The sequence below is a fragment of the Streptomyces sp. NPDC051576 genome, from assembly GCF_040681835.1.
In the GTDB taxonomy this organism is placed as follows: Bacteria; Actinomycetota; Actinomycetes; order Streptomycetales; family Streptomycetaceae; genus Streptomyces.
Genome location: NZ_JBFAZO010000001.1, coordinates 258391 through 282614, shown reverse-complemented (window position 1 = coordinate 282614; position 24224 = coordinate 258391). Strand labels below are relative to the sequence as shown.

The window sequence follows — 24224 nt, the reverse complement described above, 5'->3', positions numbered from 1 at the left end:
CGCCCATGGACATCGACACCGGCCAGCCCTGGGGCCTGGCCATCGACTTCGCCGGCCGCGCCACCCTCACCGAGGCCGGCCACACGATCTACGTCAACGTCACCGACTCCAGCTACAACAGCGTCATCGCGCCCGACTCGATCACCGGCACCTACTCGCCGGTCACCGTCACCGCCCAGTTCACCGAGTCCGGCGCGGGCTCCTCGGTCCTGCGCGGCAGCGGCCGGGTCACGGTCATGCCGGTCGGCACCGACCCGGTCGTCCCCGACCAGACCGCGATCCAGCGGGCGGTGGCCGCCGCCCTCGCCGACTTCGTGGACAACACCGCCGCCTGCACGGCCCTGTGCGCCAAGTGGACACCGCAGGACGGAGGTTCGGGCGGCGACACCGGCGACCTGTAGACGAATCCGCGCCCCCGCACTACCCGAGCCGCCCGCCCCGGCCCGGGTTTTTTCATGCCCACCTCCCGATCGAAAGGGCACCCCATGGCCACACCCCTCTCCGCCGACGCCCTCCTCGCCGCCCTGCGCGCCGAGGGCGTCACCGTCGTCGAGCACCCCGGCTGGCGCACCAACAACCGCAACAGCAAGGGCAGTTGGGGCCCGGTCAACGGCGTGGTCATCCACCACACCGTGACCACCGGCACCACCGGCTCCGTCAGCATGTGCTTCAACGGCCGCTCCGACCTGCCCGGCCCGCTCTGCCACGGAGTCATCGCCAAGGACGGCACGGTCCACCTGGTCGGCAACGGCCGCGCCAACCACGCCGGCAGCGGCGACGGCGACGTACTGAAGGCAGTGATCGCCCAGAGCGCCACCCTGCCCGCGCCGAACCAGAACGACACCGACGGCAACGTCCACTTCTACGGCTTCGAGTGCGTCAACCTCGGCGACGGCAAGGACCCGTGGCCCGCCGTCCAGGTGGACGCGATGGTCCGGGCCTCGGCCGCGCTGTGCCGGGCGCACGGCTGGAACGCGCACTCGGTCATCGGCCACAAGGAGTGGACCAGCGCCAAGATCGACCCGCGCGGGTTCACCATGGCCGACTTCCGCGGCCGGGTCGCGACCCGGCTCGGCACGAAGACCACCACTCCCCCGGCCAAGCCCGCCTACCAGCCCTTCCCCGGCGCCGACTGGTTCAAGAAGAACCCCAGGTCGGCGATTGTCACCGCGATGGGCAAGCGGCTGGTCGCGGTCGGCTGCTCCGCGTACGCCTCCGGTCCCGGCCCCCAGTGGACCACGGCCGACAAGGCCTCCTACGCCAAGTGGCAGCGCAGGCTCGGCTACACCGGCACCGCCGCCGACGGCTGGCCGGGCGCCACCTCCTGGGCCGCGCTGAAGGTCCCGTACAGCTCCTGAGAAAGGAGGCCCCCATGTCAGAGGCCGCCAAGCGAACCCTCCGTACCGTCGTCCAGACCGCTGTCGGCCTGTGTGTCCTGCTGCCCACGATCGTCGACGCCGTCGGCGCGTCCCGGACGATCCCGTGGGTGGCCGGCGCGCTGGCCGTGGCCGCCGGGATCACCCGGGTCATGGCCCTGCCCGCCGTACAGGCGCTGCTGCCCGGATGGCTGCGGACGGGAGGTGACGATGACCGATCCTGACACGAACGACGCGATCGCCGTCGCCCTGGAACTGGAGCGCCTGCGCGGCTCGTTGGAGGCCGGCTTCGCCCGGGCCGACGGCTCGCTCGCGCTGCTGGTCCAGCGCAGCGACCAGACCGACAAGCAACTCGCCGACCACGAGCAGCGGTTGGACGCCCTGGAGCGGTCCCGCTGGCCGCTGGCGAGCATCGGCGCGCTGGCCGCCGTGGCGACCGTCGTGGTCACCGCGTTCGAGATCACCGCACGCTGAAACGCCGAAGGGCGGTCACCCCGCGATGGGGTGACCGCCCTTCAGAACCAACTGCTACTGGTTGTACGGACCGTAGTCGTAGTCCTCCAGCGGGACGGCCTGGCCGGAGCCGGTGCCGAACGGCGAGTAGTCGATGTCGTCGTAGCCGACGGCCGAGTACATCGCGGCCTTGGCCTCCTCGGTGGGCTCCACCCGGATGTTGCGGTAGCGGGACAGACCCGTACCGGCCGGGATGAGCTTACCGATGATGACGTTCTCCTTGAGGCCGATGAGGCTGTCGGACTTGGCGTTGATCGCCGCGTCCGTCAGGACTCGGGTCGTCTCCTGGAAGGAGGCGGCCGACAGCCAGGATTCCGTCGCCAGCGAGGCCTTGGTGATACCCATCAGCTGCGGACGACCGGAGGCCGGGTGACCGCCCTCCTGGACCACACGACGGTTCTCCTGCTCGAAGCGGGAGCGCTCGACCAGCTCGCCGGGCAGCAGCTCGGCGTCGCCGGACTCGATGATCGTCACACGGCGCAGCATCTGCCGGATGATGATCTCGATGTGCTTGTCGTGGATCGACACACCCTGCGAGTTGTAGACCTTCTGGACCTCGCCGACCAGGTGGACCTGGACGGCACGCTGACCCAGGATGCGCAGCACGTCGTGCGGGTTGGTGGCACCCACGGTGAGCTTCTGGCCCACCTCGACGTGCTCGCCCTCGCTGACCAGAAGACGGGCGCGCTTCGAGATCGGGAACGCCGTCTCGTCGCTGCCGTCGTCCGGGGTGACGACGATCTTCTTGGTCTTCTCGGTCTCCTCGATCCGCACGCGGCCCTGGGCCTCGGAGATCGGGGCGACACCCTTGGGCGTACGAGCCTCGAAGAGCTCGACGACACGGGGCAGACCCTGGGTGATGTCGTCACCGGCCACACCACCGGTGTGGAAGGTACGCATCGTCAGCTGCGTGCCGGGCTCACCGATGGACTGGGCGGCGATGATGCCGACCGCCTCACCGATGTCGACCAGCTTGCCGGTGGCCAGCGAACGGCCGTAGCACATGGCGCAGGTACCGACGGCGGACTCGCAGGTCAGGACCGAACGGGTCTTGACCGTCTCGATGCCGTGCTTGACCAGCTCGTCGATGAGGACGTCGCCGAGGTCGGTGTTGGCCGGGGCCAGCACCTTGCCGTCGACGGTGATGTCCTCGGCCAGCGCACGGGCGTACACGCTGGTCTCGACGTTCTCGGCCTTGCGCAGGACACCGTCCGCGCCGCGCTCCGCGATGTGCAGCTTGAGGCCGCGGTCGGTGCCGCAGTCCTCCTCGCGGATGATGACGTCCTGGGAGACGTCGACGAGACGACGGGTGAGGTAACCCGAGTCGGCGGTACGCAGAGCGGTGTCGGCCAGACCCTTACGGGCACCGTGGGTGGAGATGAAGTACTCCAGCACGGACAGGCCTTCACGGAAGGACGCCTTGATGGGACGCGGAATCGTCTCGTTCTTGGCGTTCGACACCAGACCGCGCATACCCGCGATCTGACGCATCTGCATCATGTTTCCTCGGGCACCCGAGTCGACCATCATGAAGATGGGGTTCGTCTTGGGGAAGTTCTCGTTCATCGCCTCGGCGACCTCGTTGGTCGCCTTGGTCCAGATCGCGATGAGCTCCTGAGTGCGCTCTTCCTTGGTGATCAGACCGCGCTCGTACTGCTTCTGGACCTTCTCGTCCTGCGCCTCGTAGCCCTTGACGATCTCCTTCTTCGCCTCGGGAACGACGATGTCGGAGATGGCCACGGTGACGCCGGAACGGGTGCCCCAGAAGAAGCCGGCCGCCTTCAGATTGTCGAGCGTCGCCGCCACGATGACCTTGGGGTAGCGCTCCGCGAGGTCGTTGACGATCTCACCGAGCTGCTTCTTGCCGACCGAGTAGTCGACGAAGGGGTAGTCCTCGGGCAGCAGCTCGTTGAAGAGCGCGCGGCCCAGGGTCGTACGGAGGCGGAAGGTGTCACCCTGCTGCCACTCCGGCTCGCCCTCCTCGCGGACCGGCGGCACCCAGCCACGCGGCGGGATGGTGCCCACCGGGAAGCGGATGTCGACGGCCGACTGGAGCGCCAGCTCGCCGGCGTCGAACGCCATGGTCGCCTCGGCCGTGGAGCCGAACGCGCGGCCCTCGCCCTTGACGTCACGGAGCTCGCCGTCGGTGGTGAGGAAGAACAGACCCAGCACCATGTCCTGGGTCGGCATGGTGACGGGACGACCGTCGGCCGGCTTCAGGATGTTGTTCGAGGACAGCATCAGGATGCGGGCCTCGGCCTGCGCCTCCGCGGAGAGCGGCAGGTGCACGGCCATCTGGTCACCGTCGAAGTCCGCGTTGAACGCGGTGCAGACGAGCGGGTGGATCTGGATGGCCTTGCCCTCGACCAGCTGCGGCTCGAAGGCCTGGATGCCGAGGCGGTGCAGCGTGGGCGCACGGTTCAGCAGCACCGGGTGCTCCGCGATGACCTCTTCGAGGACGTCGTAGACGACCGTTCGGCCGCGCTCGACCATCCGCTTCGCCGACTTGATGTTCTGCGCGTGGTTCAGGTCGACCAGACGCTTCATCACGAACGGCTTGAAGAGCTCCAGCGCCATGGCCTTCGGCAGACCGCACTGGTGCAGCTTGAGCTGCGGACCGACGACGATCACGGAACGCGCGGAGTAGTCCACACGCTTGCCGAGCAGGTTCTGACGGAAGCGACCCTGCTTGCCCTTGAGCATGTCGGACAGCGACTTCAGCGGACGGTTGCCGGGGCCCGTCACCGGGCGGCCACGACGGCCGTTGTCGAAGAGCGCGTCGACGGCCTCCTGGAGCATGCGCTTCTCGTTGTTCACGATGATCTCGGGCGCACCGAGGTCGAGAAGGCGCTTCAGGCGGTTGTTGCGGTTGATCACACGGCGGTACAGGTCGTTCAGGTCGGAGGTCGCGAAGCGGCCACCGTCCAGCTGCACCATCGGGCGAAGGTCCGGCGGGATGACCGGGACGCAGTCCAGGACCATGCCCTTGGGGCTGTTGGAGGTCTGCAGGAACGCGGACACGACCTTCAGCCGCTTCAGGGCGCGGGTCTTCTTCTGGCCCTTGCCGGTGCGGATGATCTCGCGAAGGCGCTCGGCCTCCTCGTCCAGGTCGAAGGACTCCAGGCGCTTCTGCAGCGCCGCGGCACCCATCGAACCGTCGAAGTACGTGCCGAACCGGTCCCGCAGCTCGCGGTAGAGCAGCTCGTCACCTTCGAGGTCCTGGACCTTGAGGTTCTTGAACCGGGTCCACACCTCGTCCAGGCGGTCGATCTCGCGCTGCGCACGGTCGCGCAGCTGCTTCATCTCCCGCTCGGCGCCTTCGCGCACCTTGCGGCGCACATCGGCCTTGGCACCCTCGGCCTCCAGCTCGGCCAGGTCGGCCTCGAGCTTCTTGGCGCGGGCTTCGAGGTCGGAGTCCCGACGGTTCTCGACCTGCTGACGCTCCACGGAGACATGCGCCTCCAGAGAGGGCAGGTCACGCGTACGCCGCTCTTCGTCGACGAACGTGATCATGTACGCCGCGAAGTAGATGACCTTCTCGAGGTCCTTCGGGGCGAGGTCGAGCAGGTATCCCAGTCGCGACGGGACACCCTTGAAGTACCAGATGTGGGTGACGGGCGCGGCCAGTTCGATGTGGCCCATCCGCTCACGGCGCACCTTGGCGCGGGTCACCTCGACGCCGCAGCGCTCACAGATGATGCCCTTGAAGCGAACGCGCTTGTACTTGCCGCAGTAGCACTCCCAGTCCCGGGTCGGACCGAAGATCTTCTCGCAGAAGAGTCCGTCCTTTTCGGGCTTGAGCGTGCGGTAGTTGATGGTCTCAGGCTTCTTGACCTCGCCGTGGCTCCACTGACGGATGTCGTCAGCGGTGGCCAGACCGATCCGGAGCTCATCGAAGAAGTTGACGTCGAGCACTATGCGTCAATCCCTCTCAGGGTTGTAAGTCTTGGGGTCTGATACGGGGGTCCTGGGGCCGGAGACCTGCGTGGCGCAGGTCTCCGGACTCCCGTCAGACCTCTTCGACGCTGCTCGGCTCGCGCCGGGACAGGTCGATGCCGAGCTCCTCCGCTGCGCGGAAGACATCCTCGTCGGTGTCACGCATCTCGATGGACATACCGTCACTGGACAGCACCTCCACGTTCAGGCAGAGCGACTGCATCTCCTTGATGAGCACCTTGAAGGACTCGGGGATGCCGGGCTCGGGGATGTTCTCGCCCTTGACGATGGCCTCGTAGACCTTCACGCGGCCGGTGACGTCGTCGGACTTGATGGTGAGCAGCTCCTGGAGGGCGTAAGCGGCGCCGTATGCCTCCAGCGCCCACACCTCCATCTCGCCGAAGCGCTGCCCACCGAACTGCGCCTTACCGCCCAGCGGCTGCTGGGTGATCATCGAGTACGGACCGGTCGAACGGGCGTGCAGCTTGTCGTCGACCAGGTGGTGCAGCTTCAGGATGTACATGTAGCCGACCGAGATCGGCTCCGGGAACGGCTCGCCGGAGCGGCCGTCGAACAGCGGGGCCTTGCCGGTCGGGAGCACCATGCGCTCTCCGTCGCGGTTCGGGATCGTGTGCTGCAGCAGACCCGCCAGCTCGTCCTCACGCGCACCGTCGAAGACGGGGGTGGCGACGTTGGTGCCGGGCACGACCTGGTCGGCACCGATGGCCTGGAGGCGCTGCGCCCATTCCTCGCCGAGCCCGGAGACGTCCCAGCCGCGGCTGGCGAGCCAGCCGAGGTGGATCTCCAGGACCTGTCCCGGGTTCATTCGGGACGGGACACCCAGCGGGTTCAGGATGATGTCGACCGGAGTTCCGTCCTCGAGGAACGGCATGTCCTCGATCGGAAGGATCTTCGAGATAACACCCTTGTTGCCGTGGCGGCCGGCCAGCTTGTCGCCGTCGGTGATCTTGCGCTTCTGCGCAACATACACACGGACCAACTGGTTGACGCCGGGCGGCAGTTCGTCGCCCTCCTCGCGGTCGAAGACGCGGACGCCGATGACCTTGCCGATCTCGCCGTGCGGCACCTTCAGCGAGGTGTCGCGCACCTCGCGCGCCTTCTCGCCGAAGATCGCGCGGAGCAGGCGCTCTTCGGGGGTCAGCTCGGTCTCGCCCTTGGGCGTGACCTTGCCGACGAGGATGTCACCGGCGACGACCTCGGCACCGATACGGATGATGCCGCGCTCGTCGAGGTCGGCGAGGACCTCCTCGGAGACGTTCGGGATGTCCCGGGTGATCTCCTCGGGGCCGAGCTTGGTGTCACGGGCGTCGACCTCGTGCTCCTCGATGTGGATCGAGGAGAGGACGTCGTCCTGCACGAGGCGCTGCGACAGGATGATCGCGTCCTCGTAGTTGTGACCCTCCCACGGCATGAACGCCACGAGCAGGTTCTTGCCGAGCGCCATCTCTCCGAACTCGGTCGCCGGGCCGTCGGCCAGTACCTGGCCGGCGATGACCCGGGCGCCCTCGTCCACGACAACCTTCTGGTTGACGGACGTGCCCTGGTTGGAGCGGGAGAACTTCGCGAGGCGGTACGTGGTGTATGTGCCGTCGTCGTTGGCGGTGGTGATGTAGTCCGCGGAGACCTCCTGGACCACACCGTCCTTCTCCGACTTCAGGACGTCACCGGCGTCGACCGCGCAGCGGTACTCCATGCCGGTGCCGACCAGCGGCGCCTCGGACTTGATGAGGGGCACGGCCTGACGCATCATGTTCGCGCCCATGAGGGCACGGTTGGCGTCGTCGTGCTCCAGGAACGGGATCATCGCGGTCGCGACCGACACCATCTGGCGCGGGGAGACGTCCATGTAGTCGACGTCGTCACCGGGGACGTAGTCGACCTCTCCGCCACGACGGCGGACCAGGACGCGGGACTCCTCGAAGCGGAACTCGTCCGTCAGCGGCGCGTTGGCCTGCGCGATGACGAATCGGTCCTCTTCGTCGGCCGTCAGGTAGTCGACCTCGTCGGTGACGACACCGTCGGTGACCCGGCGGTACGGCGTCTCGACGAAACCGAACGCGTTGACCCGGCCGTAGGAGGCGAGCGAGCCGATCAGGCCGATGTTCGGGCCTTCGGGGGTCTCGATCGGGCACATGCGGCCGTAGTGCGAGGGGTGCACGTCACGGACCTCGAAGCCGGCCCGCTCACGGGAGAGACCACCCGGGCCAAGGGCCGACAGACGGCGCTTGTGGGTGAGACCCGACAGCGGGTTGTTCTGGTCCATGAACTGCGAGAGCTGGCTGGTGCCGAAGAACTCCTTGATGGAGGCGACGACCGGCCGGATGTTGATCAGGGTCTGCGGCGTGATCGCCTCGACGTCCTGGGTCGTCATCCGCTCGCGGACGACTCGCTCCATACGCGCCAGGCCCGTACGGACCTGGTTCTGGATGAGCTCGCCGACGTTGCGCAGACGGCGGTTGCCGAAGTGGTCGATGTCGTCGGTCTCGACGACGATCGTCGTGCCGTTGTCACCGACCGTCTCGGTCTCGCCTGCGTGCAGCTTCACCAGGTACTTGATCGACGAGATGATGTCCTCGACGGTCAGCACACCGGCGTCCAGCGGGGCTTCGCCGCCCAGCTTCTTGTTGACCTTGTAACGGCCGACCTTGGCGAGGTCGTAGCGCTTCGGGTTGAAGTAGAGGTTCTCCAGAAGCGTCTGCGCGGCCTCGCGGGTCGGGGGCTCGCCCGGACGCAGCTTGCGGTAGATGTCGAGCAACGCGTCGTCCTGGCCCTGGGTGTGGTCCTTCTCCAGGGTGGCGCGCATCGACTCGTACTCGCCGAACTCCTCCAGGATCTGCTCGGTCGTCCAACCGAGAGCCTTGAGCAGGACGGTGACGGACTGCTTGCGCTTGCGGTCGATGCGGACACCGACCATGTCGCGCTTGTCGATCTCCATCTCCAGCCAGGCGCCCCGGGACGGGATGACCTTGGCCGAGAAGATGTCCTTGTCGGACGTCTTGTCGATGGAGGAGTCGAAGTAGACGCCCGGCGAGCGGACGAGCTGCGACACCACGACACGCTCGGTGCCGTTGATGACGAAGGTGCCCTTGTTGGTCATGAGCGGGAAGTCGCCCATGAAGACCGTCTGGGACTTGATCTCGCCGGTCTCGTTGTTGGTGAACTCGGCGGTGACGAAGAGCGGCGCGGAGTACGTGAAGTCGCGCTCCTTGCACTCGTCGATGCTGTTCTTCGGAGGCTCGAAACGGTGGTCGCGGAAGGTCAGCGACATCGACCCGGAGAAGTCCTCGATCGGGGAGATCTCCTCGAAGATCTCCTCCAGACCGGACTTGGTGGGGACGTCCTGACCTGAATCCAGAGCCGCCTCGACACGAGCCTTCCACGCGGCGTTGCCGAGCAGCCAATCGAAGCTCTCGGTCTGCAGCGCAAGAAGGTTCGGAACCTCAAGGGGCTCCTTGATCTTTGCAAAGGAGATGCGCAGCGGGGCGGTGCTGGCGCCGTTGTTCGTATTCGCGGTCGAGGCAGTGCGCGAGGCGGCCAAGAGGGGGTCCTTCCGAGGGCTCGGACTCACTACGCGCGTACCGGCCCCTCGCAGGGGCAAAGAGACATGGACTTCCTGAATCGGCCCGGAAAGGCCAGGTCAGAGATGGTCCGGTCATCGATGCTCAAGTGAGGGCATGCCCCTGGTGACGGGCAGGGGACAGCTAACAGGCAGCGCAAAGGGTCAGTGTAGCCACTCGGCACACTGATGTCCAGTGCGGGTTTTTTGAGACCCTCGTTGTTCTCGACACCTGCGCAAGCCCACGCCCTCAATGCACGTTGATACTGCCCTCTTCGTCGCCGATCCATGCCTCGGATCCGGATCGTTGTGACGACGCGTCCTGAGAATTGCGCGCTGCGTGCGGTTCGTCAAGGCCTGTCTTGCCCAAACCGGGTGCTGCCATCGTCACGTTTGCGGCCTGCCACCAGGGGTCCTCGAAGGCACGACGAAGATCACCATACTCCGAGCACCCCTGCCCGCAAGGCAGTCGCGCGCCGACCCTCGGATACGCCGAAGAGCGACCACCCGGATGGATGATCGCTCTTCGGTGCGGTCGCGTTACAGCCCTCTCGGGCCGTGTCGGCGCGCAGAGGCCCTTGAGGGGGCCTCGAAGGTGTTACTTGACCTCGACGGAGGCGCCGGCGCCCTTGAGGGACTCGGCGGCCTTCTCGGCGGCGTCCTTGGCGACCTTCTCGAGGACCGGCTTCGGAGCGCCGTCCACGAGGTCCTTGGCCTCCTTCAGACCCAGGGAGGTCAGCTCACGCACGACCTTGATGACCTGGATCTTCTTCTCGCCGGCACCCGTGAGGATGACGTCGAACTCGTCCTGCTCCTCGACGGCCTCGGCGGCGGCGGCCGGGCCGACGGGGGCAGCGGCAACCGCGGCGGCCGCGGTGACGTCGAACTTCTCCTCGAACGCCTTCACGAACTCGGAGAGCTCGATGAGGGTGAGGGACTCGAACTGCTCAAGCAGCTCTTCCTGGGACAGCTTCGTCGCCATGGGGGCGATCCTTCCACTAATTTCGGCTGGTGCCGGATGTACATGTGAGGCGGGCGTACTTACGGCCCGCTGCGACCGCTGCCGGGGCGGCGGTCAATGCGCGAGCCGAATTACTCGGCACCGCCCTGCTCGGCCTGCTTGGCACGAAGCGCCTCCGCGGTGCGGACGAACTTCGAGGGAAGCGCCTTGAGGAGCTGAGCAGTCTGGGTCTGCTTGCCCTTGAAGGCACCCGCCAGCTTGGCGAGCAGAACCTCGCGGGACTCGAGGTCCGCGAGCTTCTTGATCTCGTCGGCGGACAGCGCCTTGCCGTCAAGGACACCGCCCTTGATGACGAGGTTCGGGTTGTCCTTGGCGAAGTCACGAAGACCCTTCGCCGACTCCACCGGGTCACCGGTGATGAAGGCGACCGCCGTCGGACCGTTGAACAGGTCGTCGAGCGTAGAGATGCCGGCCTCGTTGGCCGCAATCTTGGTCAGCGTGTTCTTCACCACGGCGTACTGGGCGTTCTCACCGAGCGAACGACGCAGCGTCTTGAGCTGCGCCACGGTGAGACCCCGGTACTCGGTCAGCACGGCGGCGTTCGAGTCGCGGAACTGGTCCGCGAGCTCGGCTACCGCGGCAGCCTTGTCGGGCCTTGCCATAGAGCGTCGGCCTCCTTCCGGGTGATGAGGACCGCTCAGAAGGGGCTGGGACAAAAAGAACGCCCCGGCGCAGGCGCACGGGGCGTAACTCGACCGGTAATCACATAAGCAATGCATGTGGTTTCCGGGAGAACATCCAGTTCACCTGCGCGGGTCGTCCACTGTTCAGCGGATCCTTCGGTCACCGCGCCCTCTCACGAGCACACGGCAACGACCAGCGGTCTTTGGCTTCTGGAGCAGAGTACGTGAACGGCTCACCCGCAAGCAAATCCGCCCGTACGGCTCAGGAACTCGTACCGGATCCGGTCGCCGTGTCGCCGCTGCCCGGGGTCATGCCCTGCTTCTTCAGCAGGTCCGTGAAGTCCTCGGTGTCGCCCGCCGGGGGCACGGTGGCTGTGACCTTCGCGCCGTAGTCGCTGTAGTAGGCGGTCTGGGTGTACTGACCCGAGGACATCTCGCCCTTCTCGACCTTCTTGACCAGCAGGTCCTGGGCGTTGACCCAGATGTCGACCTGCTCCGTGGAGACACCGGCCGCGGTGAGCTGCTTCTTGAGGCCGGCGAGCTGGGCCGCGGTGAGGTTGGAGTTCTTGGCGGCGAGGTCGGCGACGTTCACCGTGCCCGAGTAGTGGGTGGTCTGCTGGCCACGCACCGACTCCGTGCCGACCTTCTCGACGTCCCCGGAGGCGAGCAGGAGCTTCACCGACTGGTTCGGCGTGGAGTTCTGCATCTGGTCCTTGAGGTACGCGCCGGAGCTGCCGCCGAGCTTGGCCAGGTCGTCGTACGCGTACTTGATCCAGTGCTTGCCGCCCGCCTGCTCGGCGAACTTCTCGCCCATCTTCGCGTAGTAGGCGTCGGGCAGATAGCGGGCCTCCATCGAGGTGCTGCCGGCCGCGCGCATCGTGTCGGCGAGTGTGCCGCCGGTGTACGTCATCGTGAGGGTGCCGGTGATGCCGTCGCCCCAGCCGAGGTTGCCCTTGGCGTCCATGGACATCAGGGAGCCCATGACGGTGGAGGACTCGACCTTGGCGGAATCGGCCTTGTCGGTGGACTGCTCGGCGCTGCGCAGGGCCGCTATGGGGCTCACCCGCGTCGTGCCCTTGCCGGCGGCCCCGCCGTCCTTGCCCGAGCCCCCGGAGGAGCCCGAGGAGCCGCAGGCGGCCACTCCGGTCAGCGCGGTCGCCGCCGCGATCGAGAGACCCACCCGGCGCACGGTCGTGCTCTTCATTCGTCCCCACCCCTATGCGATTGCTGTGCCTGCCCAAAACGCTAGCGCAGGGCACTGACACCCCGTACGAAAAGAGGACGAGCCCCGCACCTCGAAGGTTGCGGGGCTCGCCCAATTCTGACGCGTACGCGACGCGGCTACCGGGGTGAGCGCGGGGCTCAGACGGAGGCCGGGTCCTCCTCGACGAGGAGGTTGCGGGTGCGGTTCGGGTCGAGCGGAATGCCGGGGCCGATCGTGGTGCTGATCGCGGCCTTCTTGATGTAGCGACCCTTGGCGGCGGACGGCTTCAGACGGAGGATCTCGTCCAGGGCCGCGCCGTAGTTCTCCACCAGCTTGGTGTCGTCGAAGGACGCCTTGCCGATGATGAAGTGCAGGTTCGAGTGCTTGTCGACGCGGAACTCGATCTTGCCACCCTTGATCTCGTTGACAGCCTTGACGACGTCCGGGGTCACGGTGCCGGTCTTGGGGTTCGGCATGAGACCACGGGGACCGAGCACACGGCCGAGGCGGCCGACCTTGCCCATGAGGTCCGGGGTGGCGACGACGGCGTCGAAGTCCAGACGGCCCTTCGCCACCTCGTCGATCAGCTCGTCGGAGCCGACGATGTCGGCGCCCGCGGCGGTCGCGGCCTCGGCACGGTCACCGGTCGCGAAGACCAGGACCCGGGCGGTCTTACCGGTGCCGTGCGGGAGGTTCACGGTGCCACGGACCATCTGGTCGGCCTTGCGCGGGTCGACACCCAGGCGGAAGGCGACCTCGACGGTGCCGTCGAACTTGGTCGTGGAGGTCTCCTTGGCGAGACGCACGGCTTCGAGCGGGGCGTAGAGCTTCTCCCGGTCGATCTTGGCGTCCGCAGCGCGGAGAGACTTGCTGCGCTTGCTCACTACTGCTCCTGATGTGTTCTGAGGAGTCGTGGTACGGACCGAGCAGGTCCCACCACAATCACTGCTACGGGGGTGGAGGTCAGCCCTCGACCGTGATGCCCATGGAACGGGCGGTGCCGGCGATGATCTTCGACGCGGCGTCCAGGTCGTTGGCGTTGAGGTCGGGCATCTTGGTCGTGGCGATCTCGCGGACCTGCGCCTGGGTGATCTTGGCGACCTTGGTCTTGTGCGGCTCGCCGGAGCCCTTCTCGACACCCGCGGCCTTGAGGATCATCTTCGCGGCCGGCGGAGTCTTGGTGATGAAGGTGAAGGAGCGGTCTTCGTAGACCGTGATCTCCACCGGGATCACCCAGCCACGCTGCGACTCGGTGGCCGCGTTGTAGGCCTTGCAGAACTCCATGATGTTGACGCCGTGCTGACCCAGCGCGGGGCCGACCGGCGGAGCCGGGTTCGCGGCGCCGGCCTGGATCTGGAGCTTGATAAGCCCCGTGACCTTCTTCTTCTTGGGAGGCATTCCGGGTCCTCTTCCTGCTTTCTGGTTTCCAGTTGCCCAAGGGCAACCGCACCACGATAAGCGACACCGTGGTGAGGCACGAAACCGAGCAGGTCAGGCCAGCTCCAAGAGCCGACCTGACCTGGACGGAAGCTACGGGGTGAGCTAGTTCTTCTGGATCTGGTCGAAGGACAGCTCGACCGGCGTCTCGCGGCCGAAGATCTCGACGAGGCCCTTGACCTTCTTCGAGTCGGCGTTGATCTCGTTGATGGTCGCCTGCAGCGTCGCGAACGGGCCGTCGGTGACGGTGACCGAGTCGCCGACCTCGAAGTCCAGCACCTGGACCTCGACCTTGCGCTGCGGAACCGGCTTGCCCTCGGCCTCGGCGGCCTCGCGGGCGGCCTTCTCCTCGGCCTCCGGGGCGAGCATCTTGACGATCTCGTCCAGGGTCAGCGGGTAGGGGTCGTAGGCGTTGCCCACGAAGCCGGTGACGCCGGGGGTGTTGCGGACGACGCCCCAGGACTCGTTCGTCAGGTCCATACGGACCAGGACGTAGCCCGGGAGCTTGTTCTGCTTGATGGTCTTGCGGTCGCCGTTCTTGATCTGGACGACCTCTTCCTGCGGCACCTCGGCCTGGAAGATGTAGTCCTCGACGTTCAGCGAGACGGCGCGCTGCTCCAGGTTGGTCTTCACGCGGTTCTCGTAACCGGCGTACGTGTGGATGACGTACCACTCGCCGGGAAGGAGACGCAGTTCCTCGCGCAGGGCGACCACGGGGTCGACGGGCTCGGCCGGTTCGGCCTCTTCCTCGTCGTCCTCGGGCGTGACCTCGTCGTCGAGGTCCTCGGTCTCTTCCGTGCCCTCGTCCTCGACGTGCACGGCGACTTCCTCGGCGGGCTCGCCCGCGTCGGCGTCCGCAGCCTCGACCTCGTCCAGCTCCTCGTCCGCGCCCTCGACGATGTCGAGTTCGTCTTCCACGGACTCGTCCGGCTCGACGGCCTCGTTCAGGTTCGGGTCAGACACGGTGGCTGCTTCTTCCTGGATACATGGGGGTGGAACACGCGAAAGGGGCGCCGGTCAGGGCGCCCTTCGCTTCCGGCCTCAGCCGAAGACGTACTTCGCGGCGTGATTGAGTCCATAGTCAATCACGGTCACCAGACCGATCATGATGACGACGAAGACGATGACGACCGTCGTGTACGTCGTGAGCTGGTTGCGCGTGGGCCAGACGACCTTGCGGAGTTCCGCGACGATCTGGCGGTAGAAGAGCGCAAGCCGCTTCAGCGGGCCCTTCTTGGCGCGCTTGCCGCCTTTACGGGCCTTCTTCTTGGACTCCGACACCTCGTCCTGGGCATCAGGCATGTCGATGGAGCCCACGGCGTCCGCCATTCATCCTCACCTGTTCCCGGGTCGTGGCCGTGCCGCGCCCGGTCTGAGCCGCACGGCGGTGCATTGCTGTACGTACATGCGCTGCGCACACATCCTGGTGAAGGTGTGTGTAGCAGGGCCGGAGGGACTTGAACCCCCAACCGCCGGTTTTGGAGACCGGTGCTCTACCAATTGAGCTACGACCCTATGTGACTTCCCCAACGTACCGCATCCACCCGGGTGCTCGGTGTGCACCAAGTAGGGCGCGGCTGCTGAAGGCCAACGAGGTAGGAGTGTACGTGCTCCGGAGCCGGTCGTCGAACAGAAAGGGCCTGTACGGGGATTGCCGGAGGAAGATCGCCCAGGCCGGGGCGGGAATCCGGACGGTTGTTCAATCCCTTCCCGATCCTGTTCAGTCTGTGAAACCGGTGTGCCGGGCGGGTTTCCGGTCTGAAACGATGGGTCCATGAGCGCCTCAACCCCTCCCACCGAGCGCCGGGTCTCCGCCCGAGTCGGCGCGATCTCCGAGTCCGCCACCCTCGCCGTGGACGCCAAGGCCAAGGCCCTCAAGGCCGCCGGACGTCCGGTGATCGGCTTCGGCGCGGGTGAACCGGACTTCCCGACTCCGGACTACGTCGTCCAGGCCGCGATCGAGGCCTGCTCGAACCCGAAGTACCACCGCTACACCCCGGCCGGCGGTCTGCCGGAGCTGAAGGCCGCGATCGCCGCGAAGACGCTGCGCGACTCGGGCTACGAGGTGGACGCCTCGCAGATCCTGGTCACCAACGGCGGCAAGCAGGCCATCTACGAGGCCTTCGCCGCGATCCTCGACCCGGGCGACGAGGTCATCGTCCCGGCGCCGTACTGGACGACGTACCCGGAGTCGATCCGGCTCGCGGGCGGCGTCCCGGTGGACGTCGTCGCCGACGAGACGACCGGCTACCGCGTCACGGTGGAGCAGCTGGAGGCGGCCCGCACCGAGAACACGAAGGTCGTCCTCTTCGTCTCGCCGTCCAACCCGACCGGCGCCGTCTACAGCGAGGCCGAGGCCGAGGCGATCGGCCGCTGGGCCGTCGAGCACGGCCTGTGGGTCATGACGGACGAGATCTACGAGCACCTCGTCTACGGCGACGCGAAGTTCACCTCGCTGCCGGCGATCCTTCCGGAGCTGCGCGACAAGTGCATCGTGGTCAACGGCGTCGCCAAGACGTACGCCATGACCGGCTGGCGGGTGGGCTGGATCATCGGCCCGAAGGACGTCGTCAAGGCCGCGACCAACCTCCAGTCGCACGCCACCTCGAACGTCTCGAACGTCGCCCAGGTCGCCGCGCTGGCCGCCGTCTCCGGTGACCTGACGGCCGTAGCGGAGATGCGCGAGGCCTTCGACCGCCGTCGCAAGACGATCGTGCGGATGCTCAACGAGATCGACGGCGTGCTCTGCCCGGTGCCGGAAGGCGCCTTCTACGCCTACCCGTCGGTCAAGGCCCTGCTCGGCAAGGAGATCCGCGGCAAGCGCCCGCAGGACACGGTCGAGCTGGCCGCGCTGATCCTGGAGGAGGCCGAGGTCGCGGTCGTTCCCGGCGAGGCCTTCGGCACCCCCGGGTATCTGCGGCTGTCGTACGCCCTGGGTGACGAGGATCTCGTCGAGGGTGTCAGCCGGATCCAGAAGCTGCTGGCGGAGGCCCAGGACTGAGGTTTCCGGAGGGAGGGCGGCAGGTGGACCCACCTGCCGCCCTCCTTTGTCTGTGCGAGTTTGTGCGAGTTGTTTGTGCGAGCGGGACCACGATCGGGGAAAGCGGTACCGGGACGACCGGAACGTACGGCAGGATTCCCAGATGGAGCGTGTACGTGATGTCTCTGAACTGCCGAAAGCCCATCTGCACCTGCACTTCACCGGGTCGATGCGGCCCACCACCGTGCTGGAGCTGGCCGACAAGTACGGCGTGCGTCTGCCCGACGCCCTGACCGAGGCGCTGACCAGCGGGGAGCCGCCGAGGCTGCGGGCGACGGACGAGCGGGGCTGGTTCCGTTTCCAGCGGCTGTACGACGCGGCGCGGTCGTGCCTGCGGGAGCCCGAGGACATCCAGCGGCTGGTGCGCGAGGCCGCCGAGGAGGACGTCAGGGACGGCTCGGGCTGGCTGGAGATCCAGGTGGACCCGACGTCGTACGCGCCGCGTCTGGGCGGGCTGATCCCGGCGCTTGAGGTCATCCTGGACGCGGTGGAGAGGACCTCCCGCGAGACCGGGCTCGGGATGCGGGTGCTGGTGGCCGCGAACCGGATGAAACACCCGCTGGACGCCCGCACGCTGGCCCGGCTGGCCGTGCGGTACGCGGACAAGGGTGTGGTCGGTTTCGGCCTCTCGAACGACGAACGCCGGGGTATGGCACGGGACTTCGACCGGGCCTTCGCGATCGCCCAGGAGGGCGGCCTGCTGTCGGCGCCGCACGGCGGCGAACTGGCGGGCCCGGCCTCGGTGCGGGACTGCCTGGACGACCTGCACGCGACCCGGATCGGCCACGGCGTGCGCGCGGCGGAGGACCCGCGACTGCTGAAGCGGCTCGCCGACCGGGGCATCACCTGCGAGGTGTGCCCCGCGTCGAACGTGGCACTGGGTGTCTACGAGAAGCACGAGGACGTGCCGCTACGGACCCTCTTCGAAGCGGGCGTCCCCCTGGCGCTCGGCGCCGACGACCCGCTCCTCTTCGGCTCCCGGCTGGCGGCCCAGTACGAGATCGCCCGCCAGTACCACGCCTTCTCGGACCGCGAACTGGCCGAACTGGCCCGGCAGTCGGTGCGTGCCTCGGCGGCCCCGGAGGACATGAAGGCGAAGCTCCTGTCGGGCATCGACGACTGGCTCAGCGCCCCGGTCGCCTGAAGTGCGCGTACGGCGGATACGGCTTGAAGGAGATCAGGATCTCGGCCTCTTCATGGGGGGCCAGTTCGCCGTGCAGACAGGTCATGAACGCCGACTGCCCCTTGACGACCCGCTTCTGCCGCGGTCCCCAGCCGGCCGCGTAGGCGAAGGACGTCGCGGCGGCGGCGAGAACGTCACGGCCGCCGATCAGGAAGTACGTCCGCGCGTGCGTGGCGTGCCGCAACCGCCCGCGGGCGTACGGCCGCTCCAGCCACGCGCGCGCGTGCCGCTCGGTACGCGCCTCGTCCGTGTGCACGGTGAGCGGCGTGCCGCGCCCGAGCGCCCGGCGCAGCTCGGGCCATTTGGAGGGCCGCAACCCCGCCTCCGGGTGCGCCAGCACCAGATCGACCAGGTCCCCGCACCCCTCGTCGGGCGGCACACAGTCCCGCAGTGGGATGTGCACGATGGTGTGCCGGGAGTGGGCGGCGAACGAGAAGAGCCCGGCCAGCCGGCTCAGCCCGTCGTGGTCGCCCATGAGCATTCCGTACGACGCCGGGTCGCGCAGTGAGGTGTGGCGCAGGGGTTGCCTGGGCTGGACGACACGGTGTTCGTGGGGGCCGGTCCTGGGTCTGAACCGAGTCAGTCTCAGCTCCATCTGGTGTGCCTCATACGAGAAGGGTCGCGGTCAGGCGGAGTCCTCGGCAACGGAGATTCCGCCCAGCAGGGTCCGGGCCAGCCGGGTCGCGAACTCGTCCACGGGCGGGCGTACGCCGGTCTCCGTCGCCTCGTAGGCGAACGCGCGTTGTGCGCAGGCGCCCAGGAGGAGGGAGGCGGCCGCGAAGGTGTCGGCGTCGGGGCGGACGCGGCCGGCGGCCTGTTCGGCGCGCAGATAGGCGTCCAGGCCCTCGATCGGCTTGTGGGGGCCGGAGCCGAGCTGTCGCAGCGCCTCGTCGTTGCGCCGCTTGAGCTGGGTCTCGGCGTACAGGGAGGCCGCGATCGGGAAGCTCTGCTCATAGAAGAGGGCCGCCTGGCGGGCGATCTCGGTGAGGTTGTCCTCCAGGGAGTGCCGGCCGGGCTCGGCGGCGAGGCTGCGCAGCAGCGGGGTGAGCCGGGGCAGCCGTTCCGCGAGGACGCTGATGAACAGCTCCTCCTTGCTGGCGAAGTACTTGTAGAGCGCGGCTTCGGAGCAGCCGGCCGCCTTCGCGATCTCCTTGGTGGTCGCCCGGGCCAGACCGACGGTGAGCATCAACTCGTGGGCGGCGTCGAGGACACGGACCCGGGCGGGCTTCTGCGCGGCGGGCTCCGCGGCCGGTTTCTGCTGCATGGGGCCCAAGGATTCCATGACCTGTCCGTTCGGGCTTGACGGGTGGGTGAGTACTTACCCACTCTAGAGGGAGACAAGGGTGAGTGAATACTCACCCACCTCGTCGAGGGGCAGGAGTGCGCCATGAAGCTCACCGTTTTCGGTGCCACCGGAGGCATCGGTCAGGAAATCGTCCGCCAGGCCCTGGCCTCGGGCCACGAGGTCACGGCGGTCGTCCGGGATCCGGGGCGGCTGGCCATGGGAGGCGAGCGTCTGGAGGTGTTCCGCGCGGACCTCACCGACCCGGGGGCGCTGCGCCCCGCGGTCACGGGCCGGGACGCGGTCCTGTCCGGGCTCGGCCCCCGCAGCCGCAAGGACGCGGGGGTCGCGACCCGGCTCACGCGTACGGTGCTGGCCGCCACGGAAGCGGAAGGCGTACGCCGGGTGCTGGTGGTGAGCGCCGGCCCGGTCGGCCCGGAGCCGAAGGGCGCCGGGCGCCTCGACCGCACCGCGCGCGGGTTGATCTCGGCGCTCCTGAAGGACGTGTACGCCGACCTGCGCGAGATGGAGGCGGAACTGGCCCGCAGCACGACCGACTGGACCTCGGTCCGCCCACCGCGCCTGCTCGACAAGCCGCTGACCGGCACCTACCGCACGGTCGTGGGCGGCTTCCCGAACAAGGGCCGTTTCATCGCCCGCGCCGATGTGGCCCACGCGATGCTGGCGATGATCGACGATGCGGGGACGGTGAAGCAGGGGGTGGGGGTGGCCTACTAGGGCCTGTCCGGCCGCAGCAGCCGGCGCTCAGCCGTCGAGACTGACGCCGACCGTCACGGGTTCGTTGACGAGGGTGACGCCGAAGGTTTCCTGTACACCGGCGACCACTTCGCGTGCCAGGGCGAGCAGGTCCGCCGTGGTCGCCTCGCCGCGGTTGGTGAGGGCGAGGGTGTGCTTGGTGGAGATACGGGCGGGCCCGCTGCCGTACCCCTTGGTGAAGCCCGCCTTGTCGATCAGCCAGGCGGCGGAGGTCTTGGTGTGGCCCTCCCCCGCCGGGTACGCGGGCGGCTCCACTCCCTCCCCGAGACGCTCCCGCACGCGCGCGTGGAACGCGGTGAACTGAGCGTCGGTGAGGATCGGGTTGGTGAAGAAGGAACCGGCCGACCAGGTGTCGTGGTCCTCGGGATCCAGCACCATGCCCTTGCCGGCACGCAGCGCGAGGACGGTCTCACGGGCCCGCGCGAGCGGCACCCGGTCACCGGGCTCGACACCGAGGACACGGGCCGTCTCGGCGTACTTGACCGGCGCCGACAGCCCGTCGGCGTCCTCCAGTTCGAAGCGGACGCGCAGCACGACATAGCGCTCGGGGTCGGCCTTGAAGCGGCTGTGCCGGTAAGAGAAGGCGCACTCCTCATTGGTGAGGGTGACCGTCTCGCGGCTACGGCGGTCGTACGCGGTGACGTCCGTGATGGTGGCGGAGACCTCCTGGCCGTACGCCCCCACGTTCTGGATCGGGGTCGCGCCCGCCGATCCGGGGATCCCGGCGAGGCACTCGATCCCGGCGAGTCCGGCCTCCACGGTGCGGGCGACCGCGTCGGTCCACACCTCACCGGCCGCCAACTCCAGCCGTGTGCCGTCGAGCACGAACCCGCGCGTGGCGATACGCAGGGCGGTCCCCTCGAACCCCTTGTCCCCGATGACCAGGTTCGACCCACCCCCGATCAGCAACAACGGCGTCCCGGCGTCATCGGCCTCCCGGACGGCGTCGATCACCTCGGCATCGGTACCAGCGGTAATCAACCGAGCCGCGGGCCCACCCAACCGGAAGGTGGTCAGCGGGGCGAGGGGAGCGTCATGGAGTTCCAGCACGGGGCCAAGAGTACGAGACGGGACTGACAATGCCGGGGGTCGGTGGGGTGGGGGGTGGATTTCGGTTGGGTGGGGGACGGGAGGTGGGGCGGGTAATGGGTGCGGGGTGGGGGTGTGGGTCCCGCGCGGCATGCGGCGCCGATGGGGCGTGCGGCCGGCACTGTGGACCACATGACCAGGACGGGTGCCCGTGGGGTCGGTGCGACTCGGACGTCCCGTCGCGAGAGACGTGCTGCGCCGACGGGATGTGCAGGGCACGGACGTGGTTGTGGGACCGGCAACGCGGACGACAGGCGCGCGGGCTCCAGCAGGGCGCGGGGCGCGCTCATGGCACGGGCACGATGTCGGCGGCCGGCCCGCTACCCGACACCATCAACCCACGACGGACACAGGCCGCATGGCATGTGCGGGGCGGCACGGGCGTCCCGCCGCGAGAACACGCTGAGCACGCTCACGGCACAGACACGACATCCACCGCCCACCCGCGGCTCGCGACATGTGGCTGCCCGTTCGGTGCGCCTGCGGCATGCGTCCGGCACGGAGCCGCTGCCGAGCGGGCGCCACGCAGGCGGCGCGCGCGGCGCGGGACGCGCCTGACACCGGCAGCCCTCCCAGCACGCACGCGTGCGGGAACGGACACCGCCAAGAGCGCGTGCGGTCCAGGCCACAGGTCGGACGTCCGACTCCACCCAGCACGAAGCACGCCCCCTGTCCGACATCCCGCATCCACCACAGCCCAGCCCCCCCATCACCTCAACGTTCGGAACAGAACCGAGCGCACCCCCGTAGAAACCCTCGCCAGCGAACCCGCACACACGCGTGAGGCCCCGCCAACATTGGCGGGACCCCACACACGCGTGCCGGATGTTCAGCTCACCGTCCGGCGGACTCCAGCACCGACGCGGACCCAGGCCCCCCAGCCGACTCCACCCGCCCCGCCGACTCAGAATCCGCGGACATCGCCTCAAGCTGCGCCGCACGCCGCCTAGTCGGGATCAGCAGGGTCGCGACTCCGGCGAGGGCGACCACCGCCGCGCCGGTGACGAGCGCGGGCTTCAGGCCGTCGACGAAGGTCTGTGCGGTCTGGTAGCCGCCCTGGGACGAGAAGATGGACGCCATGACGGCGATGCCGAGCGCGCCGCCCACCTCGCGGAGCGCGTTGTTGGCGCCGGAGGCGATGCCCTGCTCCTGCGGACGGACGCTGGACATCACCAGGTTGGAGGCCGGCGCGAAGAACAGGGCCATGCCGATGCCGCTGAGGATCAGGCCCGGCAGCTGGACGCCGTAGGACGCGTCGGTGGTGACGACGTAGGACATGTAGCCGAGACCGGCCGCCTGGAGGAAGAGGCCCGCGGCGACGACCGGGCGGCCGCCTATGCGGTCGGACAGGATGCCGGCGATCGGCGCGACGAGCATCGGCATACCGGTCCAGGGCAGCATCCTGAGGCCCGCCTCGGTGGGCGAGTAGCCGAGGACGCCCTGCATGTACTGGCTGAGCAGGAAGATCGACCCGAACATCCCGAGGAACATCAACAGGCTCGCGGCATTGATCCCGGAGAAGGCGCGGGAGCGGAACAGCCGCATCGGGAGCATGGGGTTCTTGGCGTTGACGCTGTAGACGATGAAGCCGACCAACAGCGCGCTTCCCGCGAACAGTCCGGTGAGGACGAGCGAGCTGGTCCACCCGTCGGCGGGCCCGCGGACCAGGCCGTAGACGATGCCGAAGAGACCGCCGCTGGCGAGCAGCGTGCCGGGGAAGTCGAGCGGAGCGCCGGTGCCGTGTGACTCGGAGAGGCGCAGGCGGGCGAGCGGGAGCAGCGCGAGGCCGAGCGGGACGTTCAGCCAGAAGATCCAGTGCCAGGACACGTGTTCGGTGAGGCTGCCGCCGATGAGCGGTCCGGAGGCCACGGCGAGTCCGTTCACGGCGCCCCAGATGCCGAACGCCATCCCGCGCTTGGCCGCGGGAACGGCCGCCGTCAGCAGGGTCAGTGTCAGCGGCATCATGATCGCCGCGCCGACACCCTGCACCGCGCGGGCCGCGATCAGGGACTCGATCCCGGTCGCCATGGCCGCGGCGGCGGAGGCGCCGGAGAAGATGGTGATGCCGATGAGGAAGAGCCGGCGGCGGCCGAACCGGTCGCCGAGCGCCGCGCCGAACATCAGCAGGACGGCGAAGGTGAGCGTGTAGGCACTCACGGTCCACTCCAGGTCACCCAGCGCTCCCCCGAGGTCCTTGCGGATGGACGGCAGGGCGGTGGTGACGACGAGGTTGTCGAGGGCCGCCATGAATCCGGCGACGCTGGTGATGACGAGGGCCCAGATCATGCCCCCGCGCGGTGCGGTCTTTTCTGACATCGCTCCCCCAGTGGGTGATCGCTACTGGTGATTAGTTATTGATGACTAACTTTGGCGCTCATGAAAAGGCCCGGAATCCGCCCTTCCATAGCCGCTGCCCGCTACGACTTCTCCAGCCGCCCGGTGACCCGGGCCGACGGGTACAGCCCCTCCCAGACCCGGTGCTGAGGCGGAAAACCCATCGCTGCAAGGGTGTTGATCAGCATTCCGTACGCCAGGAAGGTCGTGGTCTCGTCCACGTCCGCCCCCAGCGGCACATGCACGACATCCCAGAGCTTCATCCAGCCCCTGCGCACGGCCTCGCCGAACTCGTGGTCACCCTCCGCCTCGGCGGCGGCCACCGTGATGTACGTCTGCATCTGCATCTGGAGCTTCTCGGGGTGCTCCGTGATGAGCTGCACATAACCGTTGGCCATGGCGTGCAGGGCCTCTTCGCCCTCCAGCCCCTTGGACGACTTCTCCATGACCTGGCACACGTCGTCGACACACCTGAGCGCGGCCGCCGCGAACATCGCCTTCTTGCCGGGGAAGAGCCGGAAGAGATACGGCTGCGAGACACCGACCCGCTTGGCGATCGCCTCCGTGGAGGTCCCGTAGTACCCCCGCTGCGCGAACTCGGCGATCGCCGCGCGGACGACGCTCTCGCGCCTCTCCTCTGCGCTCATCCTGACCATGCGGCTAAGTTAGTGCTCAATCACTAACCAAGTCAAGGGGTGGTCGGGCAAGTCCCTGACACCGAACCCGGCCGACCGGGCCACGGAGTCGGCCACCAACACCTGGAGCCTGGGCCCGAGGCCCTCCGGTCCCGGGTCCGCGAACTGGGGTTCCCGGGAGTCGCGACGTTCTACGT

The 24224-nt window shown here is 68.1% G+C and carries 21 protein-coding genes and 1 tRNA gene; 7 read left to right on the top strand and 15 right to left on the bottom strand.

The window, feature by feature from the left end; genetic code table 11:
* Positions 1-5: 5 nt before the first annotated feature.
* The 4 genes from AB0M63_RS01345 to AB0M63_RS01330 all read left to right on the top strand — a co-directional run bounded on the left by AB0M63_RS01345 (position 6) and on the right by AB0M63_RS01330 (position 1850).
* Entirely contained in the window at positions 6-401 is a 396-nt protein-coding gene (locus tag AB0M63_RS01345) for an ATP-binding protein (protein ID WP_355905077.1), read from the top strand.
* A gap of 84 nt (positions 402-485) precedes the next feature.
* A complete protein-coding gene (locus tag AB0M63_RS01340; RefSeq protein WP_366017984.1) occupies positions 486-1358 on the top strand; it encodes a peptidoglycan-binding protein in 873 nt (290 codons plus the stop codon).
* A 14-nt stretch (positions 1359-1372) separates the two neighbouring features.
* Positions 1373-1600: a hypothetical protein gene (locus AB0M63_RS01335; RefSeq protein ID WP_355905071.1), complete on the top strand. Its 228-nt coding sequence runs from the start codon at positions 1373-1375 to the stop codon at positions 1598-1600.
* Positions 1587-1850 (top strand): hypothetical protein, encoded by a 264-nt coding sequence (locus AB0M63_RS01330; RefSeq protein WP_355905068.1) that lies wholly within the window; start codon positions 1587-1589, stop codon positions 1848-1850. The genes AB0M63_RS01335 and AB0M63_RS01330 overlap by 14 nt, the downstream gene beginning before the upstream one ends.
* 54 nt (positions 1851-1904) lie before the next feature.
* Here the strand turns inward: AB0M63_RS01330 and AB0M63_RS01325 are convergent, their stop codons facing one another.
* The 10 genes from AB0M63_RS01325 to AB0M63_RS01280 form a co-directional block, all read right to left on the bottom strand.
* A complete protein-coding gene (locus AB0M63_RS01325; RefSeq protein WP_355905065.1) occupies positions 1905-5804 on the bottom strand; it encodes a DNA-directed RNA polymerase subunit beta' in 3900 nt (1299 codons plus the stop codon).
* 94 nt (positions 5805-5898) lie between these two features.
* Complete coding sequence (rpoB, locus tag AB0M63_RS01320) at positions 5899-9384, bottom strand: DNA-directed RNA polymerase subunit beta (RefSeq protein WP_355905062.1); 3486 nt, start codon at positions 9382-9384, stop codon at positions 5899-5901.
* A gap of 616 nt (positions 9385-10000) precedes the next feature.
* Positions 10001-10384 carry a 50S ribosomal protein L7/L12 gene (rplL, locus tag AB0M63_RS01315; protein WP_366017983.1) on the bottom strand — a complete coding sequence of 128 codons (384 nt, stop codon included), beginning with the start codon at positions 10382-10384 and terminating at the stop codon, positions 10001-10003.
* A gap of 110 nt (positions 10385-10494) precedes the next feature.
* Entirely contained in the window at positions 10495-11025 is a 531-nt protein-coding gene (gene rplJ / locus AB0M63_RS01310) for a 50S ribosomal protein L10 (protein WP_355905055.1), read from the bottom strand.
* Positions 11026-11308: 283 nt separating this feature from the next.
* Entirely contained in the window at positions 11309-12250 is a 942-nt protein-coding gene (locus AB0M63_RS01305) for a hypothetical protein (protein ID WP_366017982.1), read from the bottom strand.
* 158 nt (positions 12251-12408) lie between these two features.
* Positions 12409-13134 (bottom strand): 50S ribosomal protein L1, encoded by a 726-nt coding sequence (gene rplA / locus AB0M63_RS01300; protein ID WP_355905049.1) that lies wholly within the window; start codon positions 13132-13134, stop codon positions 12409-12411.
* 79 nt (positions 13135-13213) lie between these two features.
* The gene (gene rplK / locus AB0M63_RS01295) at positions 13214-13648 is read right to left on the bottom strand and encodes a 50S ribosomal protein L11 (protein WP_030359033.1); all 435 of its coding nucleotides are present in this window, start codon (positions 13646-13648) and stop codon (positions 13214-13216) included.
* 144 nt (positions 13649-13792) lie between these two features.
* Positions 13793-14650: a transcription termination/antitermination protein NusG gene (nusG, locus tag AB0M63_RS01290; protein ID WP_355905046.1), complete on the bottom strand. Its 858-nt coding sequence runs from the start codon at positions 14648-14650 to the stop codon at positions 13793-13795.
* Positions 14651-14728: 78 nt separating this feature from the next.
* Complete coding sequence (gene secE / locus AB0M63_RS01285; protein WP_355905043.1) at positions 14729-15016, bottom strand: preprotein translocase subunit SecE; 288 nt, start codon at positions 15014-15016, stop codon at positions 14729-14731.
* Between the two features lie 113 nt (positions 15017-15129).
* Positions 15130-15202, bottom strand: a tRNA-Trp gene (locus AB0M63_RS01280).
* 259 nt (positions 15203-15461) lie between these two features.
* On the opposite strand from AB0M63_RS01280, the gene AB0M63_RS01275 reads away from it, so the two are divergent.
* Entirely contained in the window at positions 15462-16688 is a 1227-nt protein-coding gene (locus tag AB0M63_RS01275) for a pyridoxal phosphate-dependent aminotransferase (protein WP_355905040.1), read from the top strand.
* Positions 16689-16830: 142 nt separating this feature from the next.
* A complete protein-coding gene (locus tag AB0M63_RS01270; RefSeq protein WP_366017981.1) occupies positions 16831-17871 on the top strand; it encodes an adenosine deaminase in 1041 nt (346 codons plus the stop codon).
* On the opposite strand, the gene AB0M63_RS01265 is transcribed toward AB0M63_RS01270, so the two are convergent.
* Both AB0M63_RS01265 and AB0M63_RS01260 read right to left on the bottom strand, forming a co-directional pair.
* Entirely contained in the window at positions 17852-18505 is a 654-nt protein-coding gene (locus tag AB0M63_RS01265; protein ID WP_366017980.1) for a hypothetical protein, read from the bottom strand. The genes AB0M63_RS01270 and AB0M63_RS01265 overlap by 20 nt on opposite strands.
* A 30-nt stretch (positions 18506-18535) precedes the next feature.
* Positions 18536-19174, bottom strand: a complete 639-nt coding sequence (locus AB0M63_RS01260; protein WP_355905031.1) for a helix-turn-helix domain-containing protein — start codon at positions 19172-19174, stop codon at positions 18536-18538.
* 123 nt (positions 19175-19297) lie between these two features.
* Here AB0M63_RS01260 and AB0M63_RS01255 point away from each other — a divergent pair, with 123 nt between their 5' ends.
* Entirely contained in the window at positions 19298-19930 is a 633-nt protein-coding gene (locus AB0M63_RS01255; protein ID WP_355905028.1) for an NAD(P)H-binding protein, read from the top strand.
* A gap of 27 nt (positions 19931-19957) precedes the next feature.
* Here the strand turns inward: AB0M63_RS01255 and AB0M63_RS01250 are convergent, their stop codons facing one another.
* The 3 genes from AB0M63_RS01250 to AB0M63_RS01240 form a co-directional block, all read right to left on the bottom strand.
* On the bottom strand, positions 19958-21079 hold the full coding sequence (locus AB0M63_RS01250) for a UDP-N-acetylmuramate dehydrogenase (RefSeq protein WP_366018511.1): 1122 nt from the start codon (positions 21077-21079) through the stop codon (positions 19958-19960).
* Between the two features lie 813 nt (positions 21080-21892).
* Positions 21893-23374: an MFS transporter gene (locus tag AB0M63_RS01245; RefSeq protein ID WP_366017979.1), complete on the bottom strand. Its 1482-nt coding sequence runs from the start codon at positions 23372-23374 to the stop codon at positions 21893-21895.
* A 101-nt stretch (positions 23375-23475) separates the two neighbouring features.
* Positions 23476-24048 (bottom strand): helix-turn-helix domain-containing protein, encoded by a 573-nt coding sequence (locus tag AB0M63_RS01240; RefSeq protein ID WP_355905022.1) that lies wholly within the window; start codon positions 24046-24048, stop codon positions 23476-23478.
* Positions 24049-24224: the final 176 nt, after the last annotated feature.

What these genes read in the sequence shown, in the direction of transcription:
- rplJ (WP_355905055.1), bottom strand. Translation starts at nt 11,025, where the DNA reads ATGGCAAGGCCCGACAAGGCTGCCGCGGTAGCCGAGCTCGCGGACCAG.
- AB0M63_RS01275 (WP_355905040.1), top strand. Translation starts at nt 15,462, where the DNA reads ATGAGCGCCTCAACCCCTCCCACCGAGCGCCGGGTCTCCGCCCGAGTC.
- AB0M63_RS01345 (WP_355905077.1), top strand. Translation starts at nt 6, where the DNA reads ATGGACATCGACACCGGCCAGCCCTGGGGCCTGGCCATCGACTTCGCC.
- AB0M63_RS01245 (WP_366017979.1), bottom strand. Translation starts at nt 23,374, where the DNA reads ATGTCAGAAAAGACCGCACCGCGCGGGGGCATGATCTGGGCCCTCGTC.
- AB0M63_RS01270 (WP_366017981.1), top strand. Translation starts at nt 16,831, where the DNA reads ATGGAGCGTGTACGTGATGTCTCTGAACTGCCGAAAGCCCATCTGCAC.
- rplK (WP_030359033.1), bottom strand. Translation starts at nt 13,648, where the DNA reads ATGCCTCCCAAGAAGAAGAAGGTCACGGGGCTTATCAAGCTCCAGATC.
- AB0M63_RS01240 (WP_355905022.1), bottom strand. Translation starts at nt 24,048, where the DNA reads ATGGTCAGGATGAGCGCAGAGGAGAGGCGCGAGAGCGTCGTCCGCGCG.
- AB0M63_RS01330 (WP_355905068.1), top strand. Translation starts at nt 1,587, where the DNA reads ATGACCGATCCTGACACGAACGACGCGATCGCCGTCGCCCTGGAACTG.
- AB0M63_RS01335 (WP_355905071.1), top strand. Translation starts at nt 1,373, where the DNA reads ATGTCAGAGGCCGCCAAGCGAACCCTCCGTACCGTCGTCCAGACCGCT.
- AB0M63_RS01265 (WP_366017980.1), bottom strand. Translation starts at nt 18,505, where the DNA reads ATGGAGCTGAGACTGACTCGGTTCAGACCCAGGACCGGCCCCCACGAA.
- AB0M63_RS01255 (WP_355905028.1), top strand. Translation starts at nt 19,298, where the DNA reads ATGAAGCTCACCGTTTTCGGTGCCACCGGAGGCATCGGTCAGGAAATC.
- AB0M63_RS01260 (WP_355905031.1), bottom strand. Translation starts at nt 19,174, where the DNA reads ATGCAGCAGAAACCGGCCGCGGAGCCCGCCGCGCAGAAGCCCGCCCGG.
- secE (WP_355905043.1), bottom strand. Translation starts at nt 15,016, where the DNA reads ATGGCGGACGCCGTGGGCTCCATCGACATGCCTGATGCCCAGGACGAG.
- AB0M63_RS01340 (WP_366017984.1), top strand. Translation starts at nt 486, where the DNA reads ATGGCCACACCCCTCTCCGCCGACGCCCTCCTCGCCGCCCTGCGCGCC.
- AB0M63_RS01305 (WP_366017982.1), bottom strand. Translation starts at nt 12,250, where the DNA reads ATGAAGAGCACGACCGTGCGCCGGGTGGGTCTCTCGATCGCGGCGGCG.
- rplL (WP_366017983.1), bottom strand. Translation starts at nt 10,384, where the DNA reads ATGGCGACGAAGCTGTCCCAGGAAGAGCTGCTTGAGCAGTTCGAGTCC.